We start from the raw sequence: 18,044 nt of genomic DNA, 5'->3' as shown, positions 1-18,044 counted from the left end.
CGGCGACATGAGCGCCACCCGCAATCTACCTCATTTTGCTGCGGTTCTGTCCAGAACTAGATTGAGTTTCAGGACATTGACCACAGCTTCGCCGAGAAAGCCGAGTTTTCGGTCTTCCACCTGCTGCTCCACAATGCCGCGCAGCGTGGCTTCGCTGATACCCCGCGCCTTGGCGACACGCGGTATCTGATAAAAGGCTGCTTCCGGCGAAATATGCGGGTCGAGACCGCTGGCCGAAGTGGTCACGAGATCGATAGGGATCGCGGTGTCAGGCGCTGCCTGTTTTAACGATTCCGCCTCGGCCTTGATCCGCTCTATCAAAGCGGGATTAGTGGGGCCGAGATTGGAGCCGCCGGAACTGGATGCATCATAACCATCCTTGCCTGCGGCGGATGGGCGGCCGTGGAAATAACGGTCGCTGGCAAAGCTCTGGCCGATCAGTTCAGAGCCGATGACCGTTCCATCCTTCTCGATCAGGCTGCCATTGGCCTGTTGCGGGAAAATTGCTTGCGCAAGGCCTGTCATGCCGAGCGGATAGATGAAGCCGGTAATGACAGTGAGCGCGACGATCATGACCAGTGCAGGGCGAAGTTGCTTCAACATGGGCGAAAATCCTTATGCGAGGCCAAGGGCGATAATGGCCATATCGATGGCCTTGATGCCGATGAATGGAACGATGACGCCGCCGAGACCGTAGATGAGCAGGTTGCGGGAGAGCAGGGCGCCCGCGCCAACGGCCTTATACTTCACGCCTTTCAGCGACAGCGGGATCAGCGCCACGATGATGAGGGCGTTGAAGATGATGGCCGAGAGAATAGCGCTTTGCGGCGTGGCGAGGTTCATGATGTTCAGCGCGCCAAGCTGCGGGTAAAAAGCCAGAAACATGGCCGGAATGATCGCGAAATATTTCGCGATATCGTTGGCGATGGAGAAAGTCGTAAGCGCGCCGCGCGTCATCAGAAGCTGCTTGCCGATTTCAACAATCTCGATGAGCTTGGTCGGATCGCTGTCGAGATCGACCATATTGCCCGCCTCGCGGGCCGCAACCGTACCAGTGTTCATGGCGACACCCACATCGGCCTGCGCAAGCGCTGGCGCATCGTTGGTGCCATCACCACACATGGCGACGAGTTTGCCCTTGGCCTGTTCCTCGCGGATCAGCGCCAGCTTGTTCTCCGGCGTTGCTTGCGCCAGAAAATCATCCACGCCCGCTTCCGCAGCAATTGCCGCTGCCGTCATCGGATTGTCACCGGTGATCATCACCGTGCGGATGCCCATACGCCGCAATTCGGAGAAACGCTCGCGAATGCCGCCCTTGACGATATCCTTGAGGTGAATGACGCCGAGCAGCTTGCCATCCTTGGCGACGGCAAGCGGCGTGCCGCCACCCTTGGCAATGGTGTCGGCGATGGCTTGCAGTTCGTGAACGGTTTTTGCATCCGAAGTCGCGTTTTTCAGCACGGCATCCACGGCACCCTTGCGAATGGACGAACCGTCAATATCAACGCCGCTCATGCGGCTCTGCGCTGTAAAGGGCACGAAAGTCGCATGCAGGCTTTGCATATCGCGACCGCGAATGGCGTATTTTTCCTTGGCCAGAACCACGATGGAACGACCTTCCGGCGTTTCATCGGCAAGGGAGGCGAGTTGTGCTGCGTCGGCCAGTTCCTGTTCGCTTACGTCGGTGATGGGCATGAAGGCTGTTGCCTGACGATTGCCGAGCGTGATCGTACCGGTCTTGTCGAGAAGCAATGTGTCTACATCGCCTGCCGCCTCTACCGCACGGCCCGACATGGCCAGCACATTGAAGCGCACCAGACGGTCCATGCCTGCAATGCCGATAGCTGACAGCAGCGCACCGATGGTGGTCGGGATCAGCGTTACGAACAGGGCAACCAGCACGATGACGGGGATATAGCCGCCCGCATAGGTCGCGAAGCTTGGAATTGTCACCACGGCCAAAACGAAGATCAGCGTCATGCCTGCAAGCAGGATGTTGAGCGCGATTTCGTTCGGCGTTTTCTGGCGTTCGGCGCCTTCCACAAGGCTGATCATCTTGTCGATGAAGGTCGAGCCCTGCGCTGCCGTGATGCGCACCCTGATCCAGTCGGAGAGGACCTGCGTACCGCCGGTGACGGCGGAACGGTCGCCGCCGGATTCGCGGATGACCGGTGCGGATTCGCCGGTGATGGCGGCTTCGTTAACCGAGGCGACACCCTCGATCACTTCGCCATCGGAGGGGATGATGTCACCTGCTTCAACGAGAACGATATCGCCGACCTTGAGGCTTGTTCCGGCCACGGTCTTGTAATCGGTCTTGCCGTCGCCGCTCAGGAGCTTGGCCTGGGTTTCAGTGCGGGTGCGGCGCAATGATTCCGCCTGCGCCTTGCCGCGCCCTTCGGCAACGGCTTCGGCAAAATTGGCGAACAGCACTGTAAACCAGAGCCACAGCACGATCTGGGCGGAAAAGCCGACATTGCCGCCGCCTGTGGCAATGTCCTTTGCAAGCAGTACCGTGGTGAGCGCCGAAACGACGGCCACGACGAACATGACCGGGTTTCGGGCGAGGCTTTTCGGGTTCAGTTTGCGGAAGGCATCGCCGACCGCCGGGATAAGAATACGGGCATCGAGAATGCTCGCAGATTTGGACTGGCTCATAACGAGGCTCCAGTGGATGTTTTGCGAAGCGGACGCTCAGATCAGCCGGATGGCGAGAAACAGGATGAGCATCACGGCAAGGATCGACAGAATGCAGTTCGATGGTTTCAGCATCAGAAGGTCTTGCCCTGGATCAGAGCGAGGTGTTCGGCGATGGGGCCGAGCGCCAGCGCGGGGAAGAAGATCAGGCCGCCGACAACCAGAATGACGCCGATCAGCAAGCCCACGAACAATGGACCATGGGTCGGGAAGGTGCCGGCCGATTGCGGGGCGATTTTCTTGGCGACCAGCGATCCGGCAATGGCCATGGTGGGAACAATGACGAGGAAGCGCCCCATCAGCATCGCAAGCCCGATGGTGATATTGTACCAGGGCGTGTTGCCGGAAAGCCCGCCGAAAGCCGAGCCGTTATTGGCGGTGCCCGACGTATAGGCGTAGAGAATTTCCGAAAAGCCGTGCGGTCCCGGATTGGCGATGGAGCCAAGGCCAGCAGGAATGACGGCAGCGATTGCGGTAAAGCCGAGGATCGACAGCGGCAGGCACAGCACGGCCAGCATCGCCATTTTGACTTCCCTGGCCTCGATCTTCTTGCCCAGATATTCCGGCGTGCGACCGACCATCAGGCCAGCCACGAAAATCGCCACCACGACGAACAGGATAATGCCGTAAAAACCTGCGCCGACACCGCCGATGATGATTTCGCCGAGCATCATATTGATCATCGGGATCATGCCGCCGAGCGCCATCATGCTGTCATGCATGGCGATCACCGCGCCACAGGATGCGGCAGTCGTGACCACGGCGAAAAGGGCGGACATGGCGATACCGAAACGGGTTTCTTTGCCTTCCATATTCGCGCCGTCGATGCCGAGTGCGTGGATCAGCGGGTTGCCGGCAGCTTCTGCCCAGTAACAAATGGCGACGCCTGCAACGAACAACACGCCCATGGCCGCGAAAATGGCCCAGCCCTGCTTTTCATTGCCGACCATGCGGCCAAAGACATTGGTCAGCGATGCGCCGATGGCGAAGATCGCAACCATCTGGATCATGTTCGAAATGGCGTCGGGATTCTCAAACGGATGCGCGGAATTGGCGTTGAAGAAACCACCGCCATTGGTGCCCAGCATCTTGATCGCCAGCTGCGATGCAACCGGTCCAAGCGCGATGACCTGCCGCGCGCCTTCAAGTGTGGTGGCCTGCGCATAGGCGCCAAGCGTTTGCGGAACACCCAATGCGACGAATGCAAGCGTCATCACGATGCAAATTGGCAGCAGGATATAAAGCGTGCAGCGCGTGAGATCGACCCAGAAGTTACCAAGCGTTTTCATGGATTTGCGAGAGAAAGCGCGGATAAGCGCTATCGCGATCGCCACACCCGTTGCAGCCGAGACGAAGTTCTGCACCGTCAATCCGGCCATCTGCGTCAGATAGGACATGGTGCTTTCGCCGCCATAGTTCTGCCAGTTGGTGTTGGTCACGAAACTGGCGGCGGTGTTGAAGGCAAGGTCTGCGGGCACATTGCTCATGCCCATGGGGTTGAAGGGCAATGCGCCCTGAAACCGTTGCATGGCATAAAGCAGAATAAACCCGGCCAAGTTGAACAGCAGCATGGCGGCGGTATAGCTCGTCCAGTGCTGTTCCTCGCGTTCGCCAGTGCCTGCAAGACGGTAGAGCCCGCGTTCGACCGGAACGAGAATTGGCGAAAGGAACGTTCGTTCGCCGTTGAAGACGCGCGTTAAATAGAAGCCAAGCGGCTTTACGAGCAGAATGATGATCCCGCAAAAGACGAGGATCTGTATCCATCCATTGATTGTCATGGTTTTTCCCAAGCCCATTGGGCTGCAGCTCAGAACCGCTCTGGGCGAATGAGCGCATAAAGAAGGTAGATCGCGATGAAGATGGCGACCAAAGCGCCAGCGATATATTCGATCAGCATGTCACGCCCTCAAAGCTTTTCGCAGACGCGCAGATAACCAAAGAGCAGACCGAAAAAGCCGATGCCGATTGCCAGGACGGCGATGTCCATAATGTCGTCCCCTTGCGGGGCTCCCTGTTGGTGAAGGCTTTCGCCAGGCAGGGATTATGTGACGTTACGGCATAGGGTTTCGAGACAGGGAAACGGGCCGCGATATAAAAATCTCATATAGAAAATGGAATATTGGAGGGCAGCTGTCCGGCTGACGATCCAGAAAAAATCACGTAAAATCAGATTGTTACGAAATGGTGCTCACGCTTCAGATCGAGGCGGCTGCCCGGCCTGCCGCCCGCCCGGAGAATATACAGCCGCCCAAGAATGTGCCTTCCAGCGCGTTATAGCCATGATAGCCGCCACCGCCAAAACCGGCGGCTTCGCCTGCTGCATAAAGGCCGGGAACCGGTTCGCCGTCCTCGCCCAGAACTGCCGATTGTAGGTTGGTGTGCAGGCCACCCAGCGTCTTGCGGGTCAGGATATGCAGTTTGACGGCAATCAGCGGTCCGTTGGCAGGGTCGAGCAATGCATGCAGTGGCACGGCGCGCGTCAGCCGGTCACCGATATAGGCGCGGGCATTATGGATCGCCATGATTTGCGCATCTTTCGTGTAGCGGTTGACCACTTCACGATCCCGCGCTTCGATCTGGTCGCGAATGCGCCGCACATCGAGCAGTTTATCGCCGCTCAAAGTGTTCATGGCCGCGACCAGTTCTTCAATCGTCTTGGCGGTAATGAAATCCGCACCCTTGTCGATAAAGGCTTTGACGGGCGGCGGCGGCGCTTTGCCGAGCCGACTTTTCAGGAGCAGCTTCCAGCTTCTGCCGGTCAGGTCCGGGTTCTGTTCGGAGCCGGATAGTGAAAACTCCTTGCGGATGATCTTCTCGGTCAGAATGAACCAGGAATAATCATATCCGGTGGAGAGAATATGTTTGAGCGTGCCGAGCGTATCGAAGCCGGGCAGATAGGGAGCCGGTAGCCGGTTGCCGCGCGCATCGAACCACATGGACGATGGACCGGGCAGAATGCGGATGCCATGATTGGGCCAGATCGGGTTCCAGTTGCGGAGACCTTCGGTGTAATGCCACATGCGGTCGGCATTGATGACGTGCCCGCCTGCATTAACAGCCATATCGATGCCGCGTCCATCCACATGGGCTGGAACACCAAGCACCATTTCCTTCGGCGGATTGCCGAGCCTTTCGCGCGGCCATGCCCGGCGCACGCGTTCTGGATCGCCGCCAATGCCACCGGATGTTACGATAACGCTGTCAGCGCCAAAGGCGAATTCCCCAATGATCTCGCGGGATGATGGTTGCCCGCGCTCAACGGTGGAAGGGGCCAGCACTTCTCCGAAAACGCCGGTGACGCGTCCGTTTTCGGTGGTGATTTCATTGACGCGGTGACGGCATTTCAGGGTCACCAGTTCTTTCGCCATTGCCGTCCGCAGCCGCTGTTCGAAAGGGGCCACCACACCTGGCCCGGTTCCCCAAGTGACGTGAAAACGCGGCACGGAATTGCCATGCCCATGGGCCTCAGCGCCGCCACGTTCGGCCCAGCCGACAACGGGAAACCAGCGCATGCCAAGGCTATGTAGCCATGGGCGCATTTCTCCGGTTGCAAATTGCAGATAGGCTTCGGCCCATTTCCGGGGCCATAGGTCTTCCGGCCTGTCAAACTGCGCCGAGCCGAACCAGTCCTGCGCGGCAAGATCGAAACTGTCCTTGATGCCGAGACGGCGTTGTTCCGGCGTGTCGATCATGAACAGGCCGCCCAGCGACCAGAAAGCCTGACCGCCGATGGAATTCTCGCCTTCCTGTTCCAGCAGGATGACTTTTTTACCCGCGCTGGTCAGTTCGTTTGCTGCGGCGAGGCCCGCCAGCCCCGCACCGATAATGATCGCATCCGCATCAGCCATTCCCACATCCTCCCCGCATTTTGTGCGCATGGTGGCGGAAGCGGAAGCATCTGGCAAGAACCGGCGAAAGCCTCTCAACCAAAGAAATACGGCATGACCCAATCGGCGATCAGCTTGATGGAAAGGCCGAACAGCGTCAGTTGTACCAGCAGGAAGAAGGGACCGTCAGGAAGAAGCCGCGTCAGCTTGGCACCGGCGAAAGTGCCGATGACTGCCGACGGTATCAGCCAGAGGCCCATCGACAGGTCGAGATTGGAAAACTGCTGCAACTGCCAGTATGGCACCAGCTTCACGGCGTTGACGATGGCGAAGAGGATCGTCGATGTACCCGCGAAAACAAGCTTTTCCAGATGCTGCGGCAGCACATACATCTGAAAGGGCGGCGCGCCGGAATGCGACACGAAACTGGTGAGGCCGGTGAGAATGCCCCAGAAGACGCCACCCGGAACATCGGCCTTGCGGGCCTTTCTGCGATAGCGGGCGCCGATCCAGGCATTGAGGCAAAACAGGATGCCGACCAGCCCGACCAGCATGCCGATGAAAGTGGCGGAGAGATGCGAACTGAACACCCAGCCAATGCCGACGCCGATGATCGCTGCTGGCGTGAGGATGGCGAGATTGCGCGCTGAATAGTGATGTCGGTAGAGATAAAGCCCGAACATGTCGCTGATGACATAGATCGGCAGCAGCAGGGCGGCAGCTGTAACGGGCGAGATGACCAGCGCCATCAGCGGAACGGCAAGCGTACCGACCGAGGGCAGGCCGCCTTTCGACATGCCGACCAGAAAGGCCGCAGTGACAGCGATTGCCAGATAAAGGGGGGTATGTTCGATCATGCGGCCGCCGCTGTCGGGGATAGGCTCCGGGCAAGATGGCCCGGAGGGTCAGGAGAATGGAATTTCGTGACGGAAAATCAGGCGTGCGCCCATTCCCAATAGAGGCTGCGGGCGCGCTTGGTCACGGCACCGTAATCGAGCTTGCGGTCGTCAAAACCGATGATCGGCACAACCTTGCTCATATTGCCGGTTGAGAAAATTTCATCCGCCTGACGGAAATCTTCGATCTTCAGCGTGGTTTCATGCACCGTCACGCCTGCGGCGCGCAACAGCTTGATGACGCGCTGGCGCGTGATGCCGTTGAGGAAGGTGCCGTTTGGCACCGGGGTGAAGACTTCACCGCCGCGAACCATGAAGATATTGGAGGTCGCCGTCTCTGCGACGTTACCCAACACATCGGTCACGATTGCGTTATGAAAGCCCTTGGCCTTGGCTTCGAGCAGCATACGGCCATTGTTCGGATAGAGGCAGGCCGCCTTGGCATTGACCGGCATTACTTCCAGAAAAGGACGACGAAACGAGGTCGTGGTGATGGTGAAGCCCTTCGGCTCAACCATCGGAATGGCTTCAAGGCACAAGGCGAAATCGGTGGAAGAGGCAAGCGGCGCAACCGTGCTGCTGTCACCCTCCTCGGCCCAATACATGGGGCGGATATAGACATCCGTGCCGGGGGCGAATTTCTTCAGGCCTTCCAGCGCCAATGCTTCGATGTCATTGGCCGAAAGCGTCGGCGACAGACCGAGCGCGCGCGCGGAATCATTGGCGCGTGCGGAATGCAGGTCGAGGTCCGGCGTAACACCTTCGAACAGGCGCGCCCCGTCGAATACAGCAGAACCGAGCCAGGTCGCGTGCGAGGCCGCACCCAGAATGCGCACGTCGCCTTCGCGCCATTCGCCCTTGTAATAGGTCCACATTGCCTTCGAGGCTTGCTTGTCGGTCATTTCTCTCGTCCTTAATTCGTTTGTCTTGCGACGGTAACCCATGGCACCGGCGAGCGTGGATACGCTGTTGTCTGCTGCTGATCTGTCGGGGAAAGGTGCAGTCGGCCGGTGAGTTTTGGGTATCGTAGGATCGCTTGTCGGTGGAAACAAGCGGGAAGCGGGCAACGAGAACAGTTTTTATCGGGCAATGCCGTAAAAACGGAGAAGCCAGCCGGGTGGGCTGGCTTCCGGTAAAATTCTGAGTGAATGGCTCAGAACATCGTATTGTTATTCTTGGACGTTTCCGGCACCGCCTGGATTACGTCCCAATGTTCGACGATCTTGCCGTTATCGACGCGAAAAATATCCACGATGGCGCGACCACGATCCTCTTCATTCATTTTCGATTGGAGATGCAGGAAGACAAGATCGCCATCCGTGGCGCTACGCACAATGCGTGCGGTGGCCTTGGGATTGTCCTTGAAGCGCTGCGTGAAAAATTTCACGAAAGGCGCTTTACCGTCGGGTACGCCCGGATTGTGCTGGATATAGTTTTCAGCAAGTACTTCGGAGTATTTTTCCACTTCATGCTTATTGAAGACGCCATCGTAAAATTCAAGAACGAGTTTGCGATTGGCTTCTTCTTTGGCAATGTCCCGCGTTTGCTGGGCAAAGACTGGTGTGGAAACCGATGCAACACTGATCAGCAAGGCACTGCAAACGGCAAGAATGGATATTTTCATGGGAGAGGCCTCTTTGTTAGGCTGGGAGGAAGCCTCTATTCTAGGGCATTCTGGCGATTGGAAAAGGCCTTATTCAGCATTTCGCCAGATTCTCAGAAAGCTGGCGATCGATGCGTCGATCAGTTTTTGATTGACCTGTTCGTCGGGATCAACCGTGCCAAGCAGCAGACGGGGAAACAGAAACCCGCTGATACTGCCCAGAAAAAGCATAACCTGCGTTTCCGGGTCCTTTACATGAAACTCACCGGCCCTGGTTTTTGCCTCCAGATATTCGATCATTTTTTTCAGGACCTGGCCGGTCTGGTCCGACCGGAGACTGATTCCAATTTCCGGAATATCCTCGACGGCCTGAATCATTGCGCGCAGCAACTTGGCCATTGCCAGATCCAGAAAGCTATCCGCCACGATACGCGCGATCACCGGGAGCAGCACTTCGGGTTCAGCGTCCCATGGAGCATTGTCAAGACGAGCATGAATCTGTTGGCGCAGATCGTCGAAAGCGGCGCGGAGAAGGGTTTGCTTGCTGCCAAACCGGTTATAAAGGGTCTGGCGCGTCAGTCCGGCCTCGGCGGCCACGAGTTCCAGACTGACGGCAGAACCGTGTTGGGACAGCATCTTTCTCGTGGCGTTGAGAACCGTTTCGGTACTCACATTCAATTTTCTATCCATGTTTCTCAGGCCCTCCCACGCCCCGTGCGTTCGTCAAGAGACTGATATCACAGAAGATATTTTCACTTTACTGTAAAGTCAAATATGTTGAAGGCTAACAATTAACTGCCATTCGACTTGCCGCGTGGGAGAAAACGCGGTGTGGAATCAAGCGCGATAGACTGCTGCGCCGCCCATCATTCCGGCACCTGCGGCGGTTAGCAGGATGGTTTCGCCTTCTGCAAAAGCTTTGCTTTCATTGGCAATCGACAGCGATAGCGGAACTGTCGCAGCGGAGGAATTGCCAAAGGTTGCGATTGTCCGGACCGTTTTAGCCGGATCGATTCCCAAATTATGTGCCACAGCATCGAACATGCGCGCATTGGCCTGATGCGGGATGAAGCGATCAATGTGTGCCGATTCGATTCCGGCTTTCGCAAGCGCATTTTTGGAGGCGACGGTCATAAGATCGACCGCGCGGGAAAACACCTCGCGACCATCGCTCATCGTCATCAGAAATTGCTCTGGCGGCAAATCGGGAGAAAATGGCTGGTTGCTGCCGCCGGACGGGATCGAAATCAGGTCATAACAGCTTCCGTCGGAAGACAGATCAGCCGAGAGGATGCCGCGTTGCGGGTCTTCATCCGGCACCAGTACAACGGCTCCGGCTGCATCGGCGAAGAGGACGGCGCTTGCGCGTTCAGCGGGATTGATGCGGCGGCTCAAAATATTGGCGGCGACCACAAGGACAGGGCGTTTATGGCTGCGCACAAAGCCATCGGCCAGCGTCAGCGCATAGAGAAAGCCAGCACACGCCCCCGCCAGATCGATGGCGCCGGATCGTGCAAGGCCGAGCTTTTGCGCCAGCAGCGGCGCTGACGGCGGCAGCAGATGATCCGGCGTGGAGGTGGCCAGCAAAGTCAGCGCGACGTCTTCGCGGGCGATGGCGGCATTGTTGAGCGCCATGTCTCCAGCCATGGCTGCAAGCCCGCTCAATGTCTCGCCATCGCCTGCCCAATAGCGCGTGCGGATACCCGTGCGGCGTTCGATCCAGCCCGGTTCCAGACCGAGTTGCTGTTCGATCTCACCGTTTTCCACGCGGCGTTTTGGCACCGCATGACCGAACCCCACCATGCGGGAGGAGTGACACGAGCTCATAGTGCCCGCCCCGTCACGATGGATGCCACATCGTCAATCGCGTCGTAGAGGGCGGTCAACTCCTCGCTGGTCACACAATAGGGCGGCATCAGATAGATCACATTACCAAGCGGGCGGATCAGCAAGTTTCGCTCGCGAAACAATTTGCGCATCTGTTGGCCGGTTTCTGCGAGATAGCCGCCGGCGGGCACGGCAATATCAAGCGCGGCAATCGTTCCCGCCTGCCGAATGCTGGCAAAGCGCCGGTCGCCTGCAAATCGCGTCAGATTGTGCTCGTGAAACTCCTCGATGGAGCGAATGCGGCTCAAGACCGGCTCCTGCTGCCAGACTTCGAGATTGGCGACAGCGGCGGCGCAGGCAATCGGATTGGCGGTATAGGAGCTTGAGTGAAAGAAGGTCTTGCGTCGGTCGGTCGACAGATGCGCATCGAAGATCGCCGGGGTGCAAAGTGTTGCCGCGAGCGGCAAGGCACCGCCTGTCAGCCCTTTGGAAACGCAAAGGATATCCGGCGTGATGCGCGCCTGTTCACAGGCAAAGACGGTTCCGGTTCGTCCCCAGCCAGTCATCACCTCATCGGCGATCAGCAGGCAGTCGAAACGTTTGGCGATCTGTTTCAGTTCCGTCAGCAGGGCCGGACGATAGGTTTTCATGCCGCCCGCCCCGAGGACAAGTGGTTCGATCAGCAAGGCCGCTACGTGACCTGACCTGCAATACTCCTCGAACATATCGAGTGTGCGCTGCTCATTGCCTTTTTCGGGAAAGGGCAGCCGGTCAACGCCAAACAGCAAGGGTTCATAGGCGGCATTGAACACGCCGCGCTCTCCAGTGGACATGGTGCCGATGGTATCGCCGTGATAGCTGTGTTCCATCACGACGATACGGTCGCGCTTTTGCCCGGTATTGTGAAAATAGCCGAGCGCCATTTTCAGCGCCACTTCCACCGCGGTCGAACCGCTGTCCGAATAAAAGACGTGCTGCAGGCCGGGCGGTGCGATTTCAATCAGCCCTTCCGCCAGCTGTTCGGAAGGCGCATGGGAATATTCGGCAAAGATGATCTGGTCGAAGCTTTCCGTGGCGTCGCGGATTGCCTGCATGATTAAAGGGTGTCGGTGACCATGGGTGATGACCCACCAGGAGGAGATTGCATCGAGAATGCGCTTGCCGCTCTCGTCGATCAGATATGCGCCCTCCGTCGAAACGATGCGCTGCATCTCCGGTTCCAGCGCGTGCTGGGTGAAGGGGTGCCAGACGGTCTGCCGCTTCATGCCCACACCTCCACGAAGCTGCCGAGATCGAAATTTTCTTCGAAGGCATGCATCAATACGCCTTCGGAAAGTGACGGCAATAATGGCAGGCGACCGAGAATGCGCACACCGCTCATTTTGGCGATGATGCGCTGGGTTTCGGGATTCTCATCGCCGATAAAGGCAATGCCGCATATTGGCGTCCGGCGATGCTTCAGCGCTTCGACCGACAAGAGCGTGTGATTGATCGTGCCAAGATTGGTGCGGGCGCAGACAATGACAGGAATTTTCCACTGCGCGAATATATCGGCAAAAACCAGATCGTCCGAAAGCGGCACCAGCAAGCCGCCAGCGCCTTCGATGACCAGCGGTCCGTCGGTTGCGGGGACAGTGAGTGCGTCGGCGGAGATTGCCGCGCTGTCCAGCGCTGCCGATTGATGGGGCGAAAGCGGTGCGGAAAGCCGGTAAGCTTCCGGTAAAATGCGGCTTTGGGGCAGGCCGACGAGCTTTGCTACCGCTTCACTGTCGGTCTCCGCATCAAGGCCGGATTGCACCGGCTTCCAGTAATAGCCGTCAAGGGCGGCGGTGAGTGCGGCTGAAAAGACCGTTTTCCCGATGCCGGTATCCGTGCCGGAGACGACGAGGCGCGTTGTCATGGTCTGTCTTTCCTGATTGCGATGGAAAGCCGTTCGAACATCTCGGTGATCTGGCTTTCATTGGCATTGAGCGTGATGGATAGTCTGAGCCGGGCGGTCCCTTCCGGCACGGTCGGAGGGCGGATAGCCCTGATATCGAAACCATCGGCGCGCATGGCCTCGGCAATGCGCATGGCGCGGAAATTATCGCCGATCAGGATCGGCATGATGTGTGAACCACTGGGTTTGAGACCCAGAAGCGAAACGACCAGCGATCCAGCATGGCCGGTCAGCGTCTGCAATTGCTGACGACGCTCTGGCTCGTCTGCGATCATCCGCAGGGCCTCGCGCACGCCCGCTGCCATTAAGGGCGATGGCGCGGTCGAATAGATGAAGTTGCGGGCGCGGTTGACCAGATAGTCGCCAAGTATGGCGGGCAATTGCAGCAATGCGCCAGACAAGCCCAAAGCCTTGCCGCACGTATGCAGCACCAGCACATTGTCGCGATTTTCGAGGTCTGCCGCCAGTCCACGTCCTTGCGAGCCATAAATGCCGGTGGCGTGGGCTTCATCGATGACCAGAAATCCGTCATGGCGGGTCGCCAGTGCGGCCAGCTCTGCGATGGGGCCTAAATCGCCGTCCATAGAATAAAGGCTTTCAACGGCAATCCACGGATGGCCCTTGCCGCCCTTGCGTCGCCAGCCACTGATTGCCGTGTCGAAAGCATCGACATCATTGTGTTGCACAAAGACCGGGTCTGCCTTGCTGGATGAAATTCCTTCATGGACGCTGGCATGGATCAGCGCGTCGCAAACGATCAGATCTCCGCGTTGCGGCAGGGTCGCGAAAAGCGCCGTATTGGCAGCAAAACCAGTGCCGAAATAGAGCACTTTTTCTGCGCCGAAAAAGGCGGCTGCTTCACTTTCGAGCGCTGCATGCTCGACATGATTGCCGCGCAACAGCCGAGATCCGCCAGCACCCGCCGGGACGCCCCGGTCGAGAGCCGCAGCGATTGCGGCCCTGAGGCGTGGTGAATTGGCGAGGCCCAGATAATCGTTCGAGGTGAAATCGACGCCCTTTTGCGGGGAAAGGGTGCGCAGGCGCGATTTCCGCTCAAGACCCTCAAGCGTTGCCTGATAACGGGCGAGTGCGGGAATGCTCAACGCATCTGCTCCAGTGTCATCGGCTTGAGACCGAGCCGCCGGAAGAGCGCGCTGTCGTGATCCTCGCCGGGATTGTCGGCGGTCAGCAGCGTGTCGCCGACAAAGATCGAATTGGCCCCGGCTAAGAAGCATAGTGCTTGCGTTTCATCGCTCATATCGGTGCGCCCGGCGGAAAGCCGCACATAGGAGGTTGGCATCAGAATGCGGGCCAGCGCGATGGTGCGGATGAAATCGAACGGGTCGATGGGCGCGGCATTGGCAAGGCGCGATCCGGGGATGGGGATCAGCATGTTGATCGGCACGCTCTCGGGCGGTGTCGGAAGGCTGGCCAGTGTGACCAGCATCGAAATGCGGTCATCGACGGTTTCGCCCATGCCGAGAATGCCGCCCGCACAGACCTTGATGCCTGCCTCGCGGACATTCGCCAGTGTTTCCAGCCGGTCTTCGAAAGTCCGGGTGGTGATGATTTCAGGGTAAAACCGCTCCGACGTGTCGATATTGTGGTTGTAGTAATCGAGCCCGGCGTCGGAAAGGCGTGCCGATTGTTCCGGCGTCAACATGCCAAGCGTCATGCAGGTTTCCATGCCCATCGCCTTGACGCCTTCGACCATGGCGACAAGCATGTCCATGTCGCGCTCCTTGGGGCTGCGCCATGCCGCACCCATGCAATAGCGCGTCGCGCCGCCTTCCTGTGCCTTGCGCGCTTCCGCCAGTACGCGCTCGACTTCCATCAGCTTGGAGGCTTTCAGCCCGGTCGGATAATGCGCCGACTGGCTGCAATAGCCGCAATCCTCCGCACAGCCGCCCGTCTTGATGGAAAGCAGCCTGCTCATCTGAATGGCGTCGGGGTCAAAATGCTGTCGGTGGATTTCCTGCGCGCGGAAGATCAGCTGGATGAAGGGTAAATTATAGATAATTCTAGCAAGATTGAGCGACTCATTTTGTTCGCCTGGTGAATCAACGCCACGTTTTTGGCCAATTATCTCATTAATCTCAGTCATATAGCGGCTCTTCCCATCTTTAATAGATTTGATTCTTGATTTATCTATATTTTAGATGGGCACATTCGTGCAAGCGGCTAAAGATTGCCAGATGTCGACAGTGGTGAGCTTCTAGGGAGGGCGTCACTGGCTGGAACGCTGCGTTCCACACATCGCAAGGCTGCGGACACGAAACTGGCGAGGGAAGAATAGCGCTTCAGAGGAACCAGCCAGAACAGCTGAAGCCGCATATCCCCGCGCTCTGAAGCGCGGGGAGGGTGGGGAATTCATTTCACCCAGATGACGCGGCGCGTCTGCGGCTCAACGAGTGCCGGGCGCTGATCGATATAGACGTAGGAATAATTCGGCTGATCCGGGACGGCCACCAGTGGCACATCTTCCGGTATCACCATGCCTTCCGTCACCTCGCCTTCGATGGTGATGGGCTCAATTGGATGGCTTTCAATGAAGGTCACGACATCATCCGGCACAACGGGCACGGGAGGACCTGCATTGGGTCCTTCGTCATAATAAACCACCTGCCGGTTCTGCATCGAAACGATCACCGGTTCGCCATTCACATAGATATAGCCGAAGTCGGGATTGTCTGGGATGGGGCGCACGACAACAGCTTCCGGCACCACATAGCCCTGAGCGATATCGTCCTGAATGACAACCGGATCGACGGGATGGGCGATGACATAATCGCGTGCGGACTGGGGCACTTCGATGATGACAGCATCCTGCGCGGCGGCCAGACCGGTTGTCGCAAGAAACGCTGCCGCTGTAAGAATAAGCGCCTTTTTCATTGCATCGTCTCACTTTCTGTCTTGCCCCGCAGCGGTGGATAAACCTGCACGCGGACAATCTGTTCCCCCTGCGGCGCGCACATCGTGCAACAGGCTGCAATATTCGACCCGTCGCTAGCGATTAGGGCCATGCAAAAAGCGAGCAAAGAGGAAGGGTAAGCGTAGGACGCTCCCTCAACCATAAACTGCGTGAAATCGAGTTTCCGTTGCGACTGGCAAAAAATAGTTGGCTTTGTTGTGGTAATCCGCCGTCGTTCGGATTACTCAGACTTATCCCCTCAAGACAGACCGTCACCCGTTTCGGGCGGCTTAGAGTATGGCGTATGACCCCCAAGAGCCAAGGCTACTTCTTCACGATCCTCGCGGTGACCATTTTTGCGGCGCAGGACGGCATATCGAAATATCTTGGCACGCATTATTCGCCGATTTTCATCACGATGATCCGCTACTGGGTGTTCGCAATTTTCGTCATTCTGCTGGCCATGCGGTCTGGCGGAATCGTCAAGGTCGCTTCCACGAAGCGCCCCTTTCTGCAGATTACTCGTGGTGTGTTATTGGCGGCGGAAATCGTCACCTTCATTTTCGGCCTCAGCCGGGCCGGAATGGCCATGGCGCAGTCGGTCTTTCAGGGCGCGCCACTGCTGGTCACCATGCTTTCCGTGCCGTTTCTGGGCGAAAAGGTCGGCTGGCGTCGCTGGACGGCGATCATTATCGGCCTGTGCGGCGTGCTTTTGATCATCAACCCGGTCAACGCGCATTTCGATGCCAATATCCTGTTTTCCGTGGCTGCGACCTTCATGTTCGCGATCTATGCCGTGGCAACGCGTGCGGTGAGCAAGGATGACGACGCCATGACCAGCTTCTTCTATACGGGGATCGGGGGTGTCGTGGTGTTGACGGCGGTGGGCGTCTTCTATCTCGTACCCATCGCGCCGCATGACTGGTTTTGGATGGCCGCGCTCTGTGTTTGCGGCATTGCGAGCCATTATTGCCTTATCCGCGCTTATGACATTCTCGAAGCGGGCGAAGTGCAGCCGCTGACCTATCTCCAGCTGGTCATCGGCGCTTTTATCGCCACGCTGGTTTTCCACGAAACCCTGACATGGAACGTTATCACTGGCGCTTTCATCGTTGTTGGTGCTGGTCTGTTCTCCATGTTCCGCGAGCGGAGCCTGTCGCTGAAACGCACCACAAGCGCGACGACGCCCTAAACCAAAAATGAATTTAAAATTCCTCTGCTGCCGACGACGAAAAATAACGGGTTTCGTTGTAGCAATCTGTGATGGCGGGGATTACTCAAAACTATTCCTTTAAGCAGATTTTCACCTGTTGCGGGCGGTTTTGAGTATTGCATATGACCCCCAAGAGCCGAGGCTACCTGTTCAAAATTGCCTCCGTATCCATCTTTGCGGTGCAGAATGGCCTGTCGAAATATCTTGGCACGGCCTATTCGCCAATCTTCATTGCGATGGTCCGTTACTGGGTGTTCGCGGCCTTCGTCATTCTGCTGGCCATGCGGTCCGGGGGTATCGTGAAGGCTGCGTCCACGAAGCATCCCTTTCTCCAGATTGCCCGGGGTGTCATATTGGCTGTTGGTGTTGTCGCAGCGATTTTTGCCTTGAGCCGGGCAGGCCTTGCCGTAGCGCAAACGATCTTTCAAAGTTCGCCTTTGCTGGTCACCATGCTTTCCGTACCGTTTCTGGGCGAAAAGGTCAGGTGGCCGCGTTGGATGGCGGTCACCCTTGGTCTGGGCGGTGTGCTTTTGATCATCAACCCGGTCAATGCGCATTTTGATGCCAATGTTCTGTTCGCCGTGGCGGCTTCCTGTCTCTTGGCGATTTATGTCGTGGCAACGCGTGCGGTCAGCAGGGATGACGACACTATGACAAGCTTCTTCTATACGGCGATCGGCGGCGCTGTGGTGCTGACAGCCGTGGGTGTCTTTTATATCGTACCTATCGCGCCGGAGGATTGGCTGTGGCTGGCAGCGTGCTGCGTGTGCGGCATTGCGAGCCATTGCTGCCTCATCCGGGCTTACGAAATCCTTGAAGCGGGGGAATTGCAGCCGCTGACCTATCTCCAGCTGGTCATAACCGCTTTTATCGCCACGCTGGTTTTCCACGAAATGCTGACATGGAACGTCATTGCTGGCGCTTTCATCGTTGTTGGCGCTGGTCTGTTCTCCATGATCCGCGAGCGGAACCTGTCGCTGAAACGCACCACAAGCGCGACGTCGCCCTGATCCATAAATGAATCCGAGGTCAAATTCTCTTGAGCGGCTATGTTTCGCCGTGATCTGTGATATATGCCGTCAACGGTGGAGGACTGAGTTTACTGCTCGCAGTTTTGTGTGAGTCGTCCAT

General features: G+C 57.7%; 17 protein-coding genes. 2 read left to right on the top strand and 15 right to left on the bottom strand.

What is annotated here, in order from left to right; translation table 11 throughout:
* Positions 1-30: 30 nt before the first annotated feature.
* The 15 genes from kdpC to FIC94_RS03025 all read right to left on the bottom strand — a co-directional run bounded on the left by kdpC (position 31) and on the right by FIC94_RS03025 (position 15,681).
* The gene (kdpC, locus tag FIC94_RS03095) at positions 31-603 is read right to left on the bottom strand and encodes a potassium-transporting ATPase subunit KdpC (protein ID WP_140023878.1); all 573 of its coding nucleotides are present in this window, start codon (positions 601-603) and stop codon (positions 31-33) included.
* A 12-nt stretch (positions 604-615) separates the two neighbouring features.
* The gene (kdpB, locus tag FIC94_RS03090) at positions 616-2,658 is read right to left on the bottom strand and encodes a potassium-transporting ATPase subunit KdpB (RefSeq protein WP_140023877.1); all 2,043 of its coding nucleotides are present in this window, start codon (positions 2,656-2,658) and stop codon (positions 616-618) included.
* A 113-nt stretch (positions 2,659-2,771) separates the two neighbouring features.
* Positions 2,772-4,475, bottom strand: a complete 1,704-nt coding sequence (gene kdpA / locus FIC94_RS03085) for a potassium-transporting ATPase subunit KdpA (RefSeq protein WP_140023876.1) — start codon at positions 4,473-4,475, stop codon at positions 2,772-2,774.
* 29 nt (positions 4,476-4,504) lie between these two features.
* Entirely contained in the window at positions 4,505-4,594 is a 90-nt protein-coding gene (kdpF, locus tag FIC94_RS03080; protein ID WP_078336841.1) for a K(+)-transporting ATPase subunit F, read from the bottom strand.
* A 298-nt stretch (positions 4,595-4,892) separates the two neighbouring features.
* On the bottom strand, positions 4,893-6,545 hold the full coding sequence (locus tag FIC94_RS03075) for an FAD-binding dehydrogenase (RefSeq protein ID WP_140023875.1): 1,653 nt from the start codon (positions 6,543-6,545) through the stop codon (positions 4,893-4,895).
* A gap of 74 nt (positions 6,546-6,619) precedes the next feature.
* Positions 6,620-7,381, bottom strand: coding sequence for a sulfite exporter TauE/SafE family protein (locus FIC94_RS03070; protein ID WP_140023874.1), 762 nt, complete (start codon positions 7,379-7,381; stop codon positions 6,620-6,622).
* 77 nt (positions 7,382-7,458) lie between these two features.
* Complete coding sequence (locus FIC94_RS03065; RefSeq protein WP_140023873.1) at positions 7,459-8,322, bottom strand: branched-chain amino acid aminotransferase; 864 nt, start codon at positions 8,320-8,322, stop codon at positions 7,459-7,461.
* 251 nt (positions 8,323-8,573) lie between these two features.
* Positions 8,574-9,044, bottom strand: coding sequence for a nuclear transport factor 2 family protein (locus FIC94_RS03060; protein ID WP_109367240.1), 471 nt, complete (start codon positions 9,042-9,044; stop codon positions 8,574-8,576).
* Positions 9,045-9,113: 69 nt separating this feature from the next.
* Positions 9,114-9,713 carry a TetR/AcrR family transcriptional regulator gene (locus FIC94_RS03055; protein ID WP_140023872.1) on the bottom strand — a complete coding sequence of 200 codons (600 nt, stop codon included), beginning with the start codon at positions 9,711-9,713 and terminating at the stop codon, positions 9,114-9,116.
* Positions 9,714-9,860: 147 nt separating this feature from the next.
* Entirely contained in the window at positions 9,861-10,850 is a 990-nt protein-coding gene (gene bioZ, locus FIC94_RS03050; protein WP_140023871.1) for a 3-oxopimeloyl-[acyl-carrier-protein] synthase BioZ, read from the bottom strand.
* Positions 10,847-12,115, bottom strand: a complete 1,269-nt coding sequence (locus FIC94_RS03045) for an adenosylmethionine--8-amino-7-oxononanoate transaminase (RefSeq protein ID WP_140023870.1) — start codon at positions 12,113-12,115, stop codon at positions 10,847-10,849. The genes bioZ and FIC94_RS03045 overlap by 4 nt, the downstream gene beginning before the upstream one ends.
* On the bottom strand, positions 12,112-12,750 hold the full coding sequence (gene bioD / locus FIC94_RS03040) for a dethiobiotin synthase (protein ID WP_124915845.1): 639 nt from the start codon (positions 12,748-12,750) through the stop codon (positions 12,112-12,114). The genes FIC94_RS03045 and bioD overlap by 4 nt, the downstream gene beginning before the upstream one ends.
* The gene (locus tag FIC94_RS03035) at positions 12,747-13,892 is read right to left on the bottom strand and encodes an 8-amino-7-oxononanoate synthase (protein WP_140023869.1); all 1,146 of its coding nucleotides are present in this window, start codon (positions 13,890-13,892) and stop codon (positions 12,747-12,749) included. The genes bioD and FIC94_RS03035 overlap by 4 nt, the downstream gene beginning before the upstream one ends.
* Complete coding sequence (bioB, locus tag FIC94_RS03030) at positions 13,889-14,893, bottom strand: biotin synthase BioB (protein ID WP_121538255.1); 1,005 nt, start codon at positions 14,891-14,893, stop codon at positions 13,889-13,891. Before bioB ends, FIC94_RS03035 begins: the two co-directional genes overlap by 4 nt.
* 266 nt (positions 14,894-15,159) lie before the next feature.
* Positions 15,160-15,681: a DUF1236 domain-containing protein gene (locus FIC94_RS03025; RefSeq protein ID WP_121538257.1), complete on the bottom strand. Its 522-nt coding sequence runs from the start codon at positions 15,679-15,681 to the stop codon at positions 15,160-15,162.
* A 323-nt stretch (positions 15,682-16,004) separates the two neighbouring features.
* On the opposite strand from FIC94_RS03025, the gene FIC94_RS03020 reads away from it, so the two are divergent.
* Together FIC94_RS03020 and FIC94_RS03015 are read left to right on the top strand one after the other, a co-directional pair.
* Positions 16,005-16,892 carry a DMT family transporter gene (locus FIC94_RS03020; RefSeq protein WP_140023868.1) on the top strand — a complete coding sequence of 296 codons (888 nt, stop codon included), beginning with the start codon at positions 16,005-16,007 and terminating at the stop codon, positions 16,890-16,892.
* A 143-nt stretch (positions 16,893-17,035) separates the two neighbouring features.
* Entirely contained in the window at positions 17,036-17,923 is an 888-nt protein-coding gene (locus FIC94_RS03015; protein WP_140023867.1) for a DMT family transporter, read from the top strand.
* The last annotated feature ends 121 nt before the right edge of the window (positions 17,924-18,044 follow it).

This window comes from Ochrobactrum teleogrylli, assembly GCF_006376685.1.
Taxonomy (GTDB): Bacteria; Pseudomonadota; Alphaproteobacteria; order Rhizobiales; family Rhizobiaceae; genus Brucella; species Brucella teleogrylli.
This window is presented reverse-complemented; position numbering and strand designations above follow the sequence as displayed.

What these genes read in the sequence shown, in the direction of transcription:
- FIC94_RS03015 (WP_140023867.1), top strand. Translation starts at nt 17,036, where the DNA reads ATGACCCCCAAGAGCCGAGGCTACCTGTTCAAAATTGCCTCCGTATCC.
- kdpB (WP_140023877.1), bottom strand. Translation starts at nt 2,658, where the DNA reads ATGAGCCAGTCCAAATCTGCGAGCATTCTCGATGCCCGTATTCTTATC.
- FIC94_RS03055 (WP_140023872.1), bottom strand. Translation starts at nt 9,713, where the DNA reads ATGGATAGAAAATTGAATGTGAGTACCGAAACGGTTCTCAACGCCACG.
- FIC94_RS03020 (WP_140023868.1), top strand. Translation starts at nt 16,005, where the DNA reads ATGACCCCCAAGAGCCAAGGCTACTTCTTCACGATCCTCGCGGTGACC.
- FIC94_RS03060 (WP_109367240.1), bottom strand. Translation starts at nt 9,044, where the DNA reads ATGAAAATATCCATTCTTGCCGTTTGCAGTGCCTTGCTGATCAGTGTT.
- FIC94_RS03025 (WP_121538257.1), bottom strand. Translation starts at nt 15,681, where the DNA reads ATGAAAAAGGCGCTTATTCTTACAGCGGCAGCGTTTCTTGCGACAACC.
- bioZ (WP_140023871.1), bottom strand. Translation starts at nt 10,850, where the DNA reads ATGAGCTCGTGTCACTCCTCCCGCATGGTGGGGTTCGGTCATGCGGTG.
- FIC94_RS03065 (WP_140023873.1), bottom strand. Translation starts at nt 8,322, where the DNA reads ATGACCGACAAGCAAGCCTCGAAGGCAATGTGGACCTATTACAAGGGC.
- FIC94_RS03075 (WP_140023875.1), bottom strand. Translation starts at nt 6,545, where the DNA reads ATGGCTGATGCGGATGCGATCATTATCGGTGCGGGGCTGGCGGGCCTC.
- bioB (WP_121538255.1), bottom strand. Translation starts at nt 14,893, where the DNA reads ATGACTGAGATTAATGAGATAATTGGCCAAAAACGTGGCGTTGATTCA.
- FIC94_RS03045 (WP_140023870.1), bottom strand. Translation starts at nt 12,115, where the DNA reads ATGAAGCGGCAGACCGTCTGGCACCCCTTCACCCAGCACGCGCTGGAA.
- kdpA (WP_140023876.1), bottom strand. Translation starts at nt 4,475, where the DNA reads ATGACAATCAATGGATGGATACAGATCCTCGTCTTTTGCGGGATCATC.
- FIC94_RS03070 (WP_140023874.1), bottom strand. Translation starts at nt 7,381, where the DNA reads ATGATCGAACATACCCCCCTTTATCTGGCAATCGCTGTCACTGCGGCC.
- bioD (WP_124915845.1), bottom strand. Translation starts at nt 12,750, where the DNA reads ATGACAACGCGCCTCGTCGTCTCCGGCACGGATACCGGCATCGGGAAA.
- kdpF (WP_078336841.1), bottom strand. Translation starts at nt 4,594, where the DNA reads ATGCTGATCGAATATATCGCTGGCGCTTTGGTCGCCATCTTCATCGCG.
- kdpC (WP_140023878.1), bottom strand. Translation starts at nt 603, where the DNA reads ATGTTGAAGCAACTTCGCCCTGCACTGGTCATGATCGTCGCGCTCACT.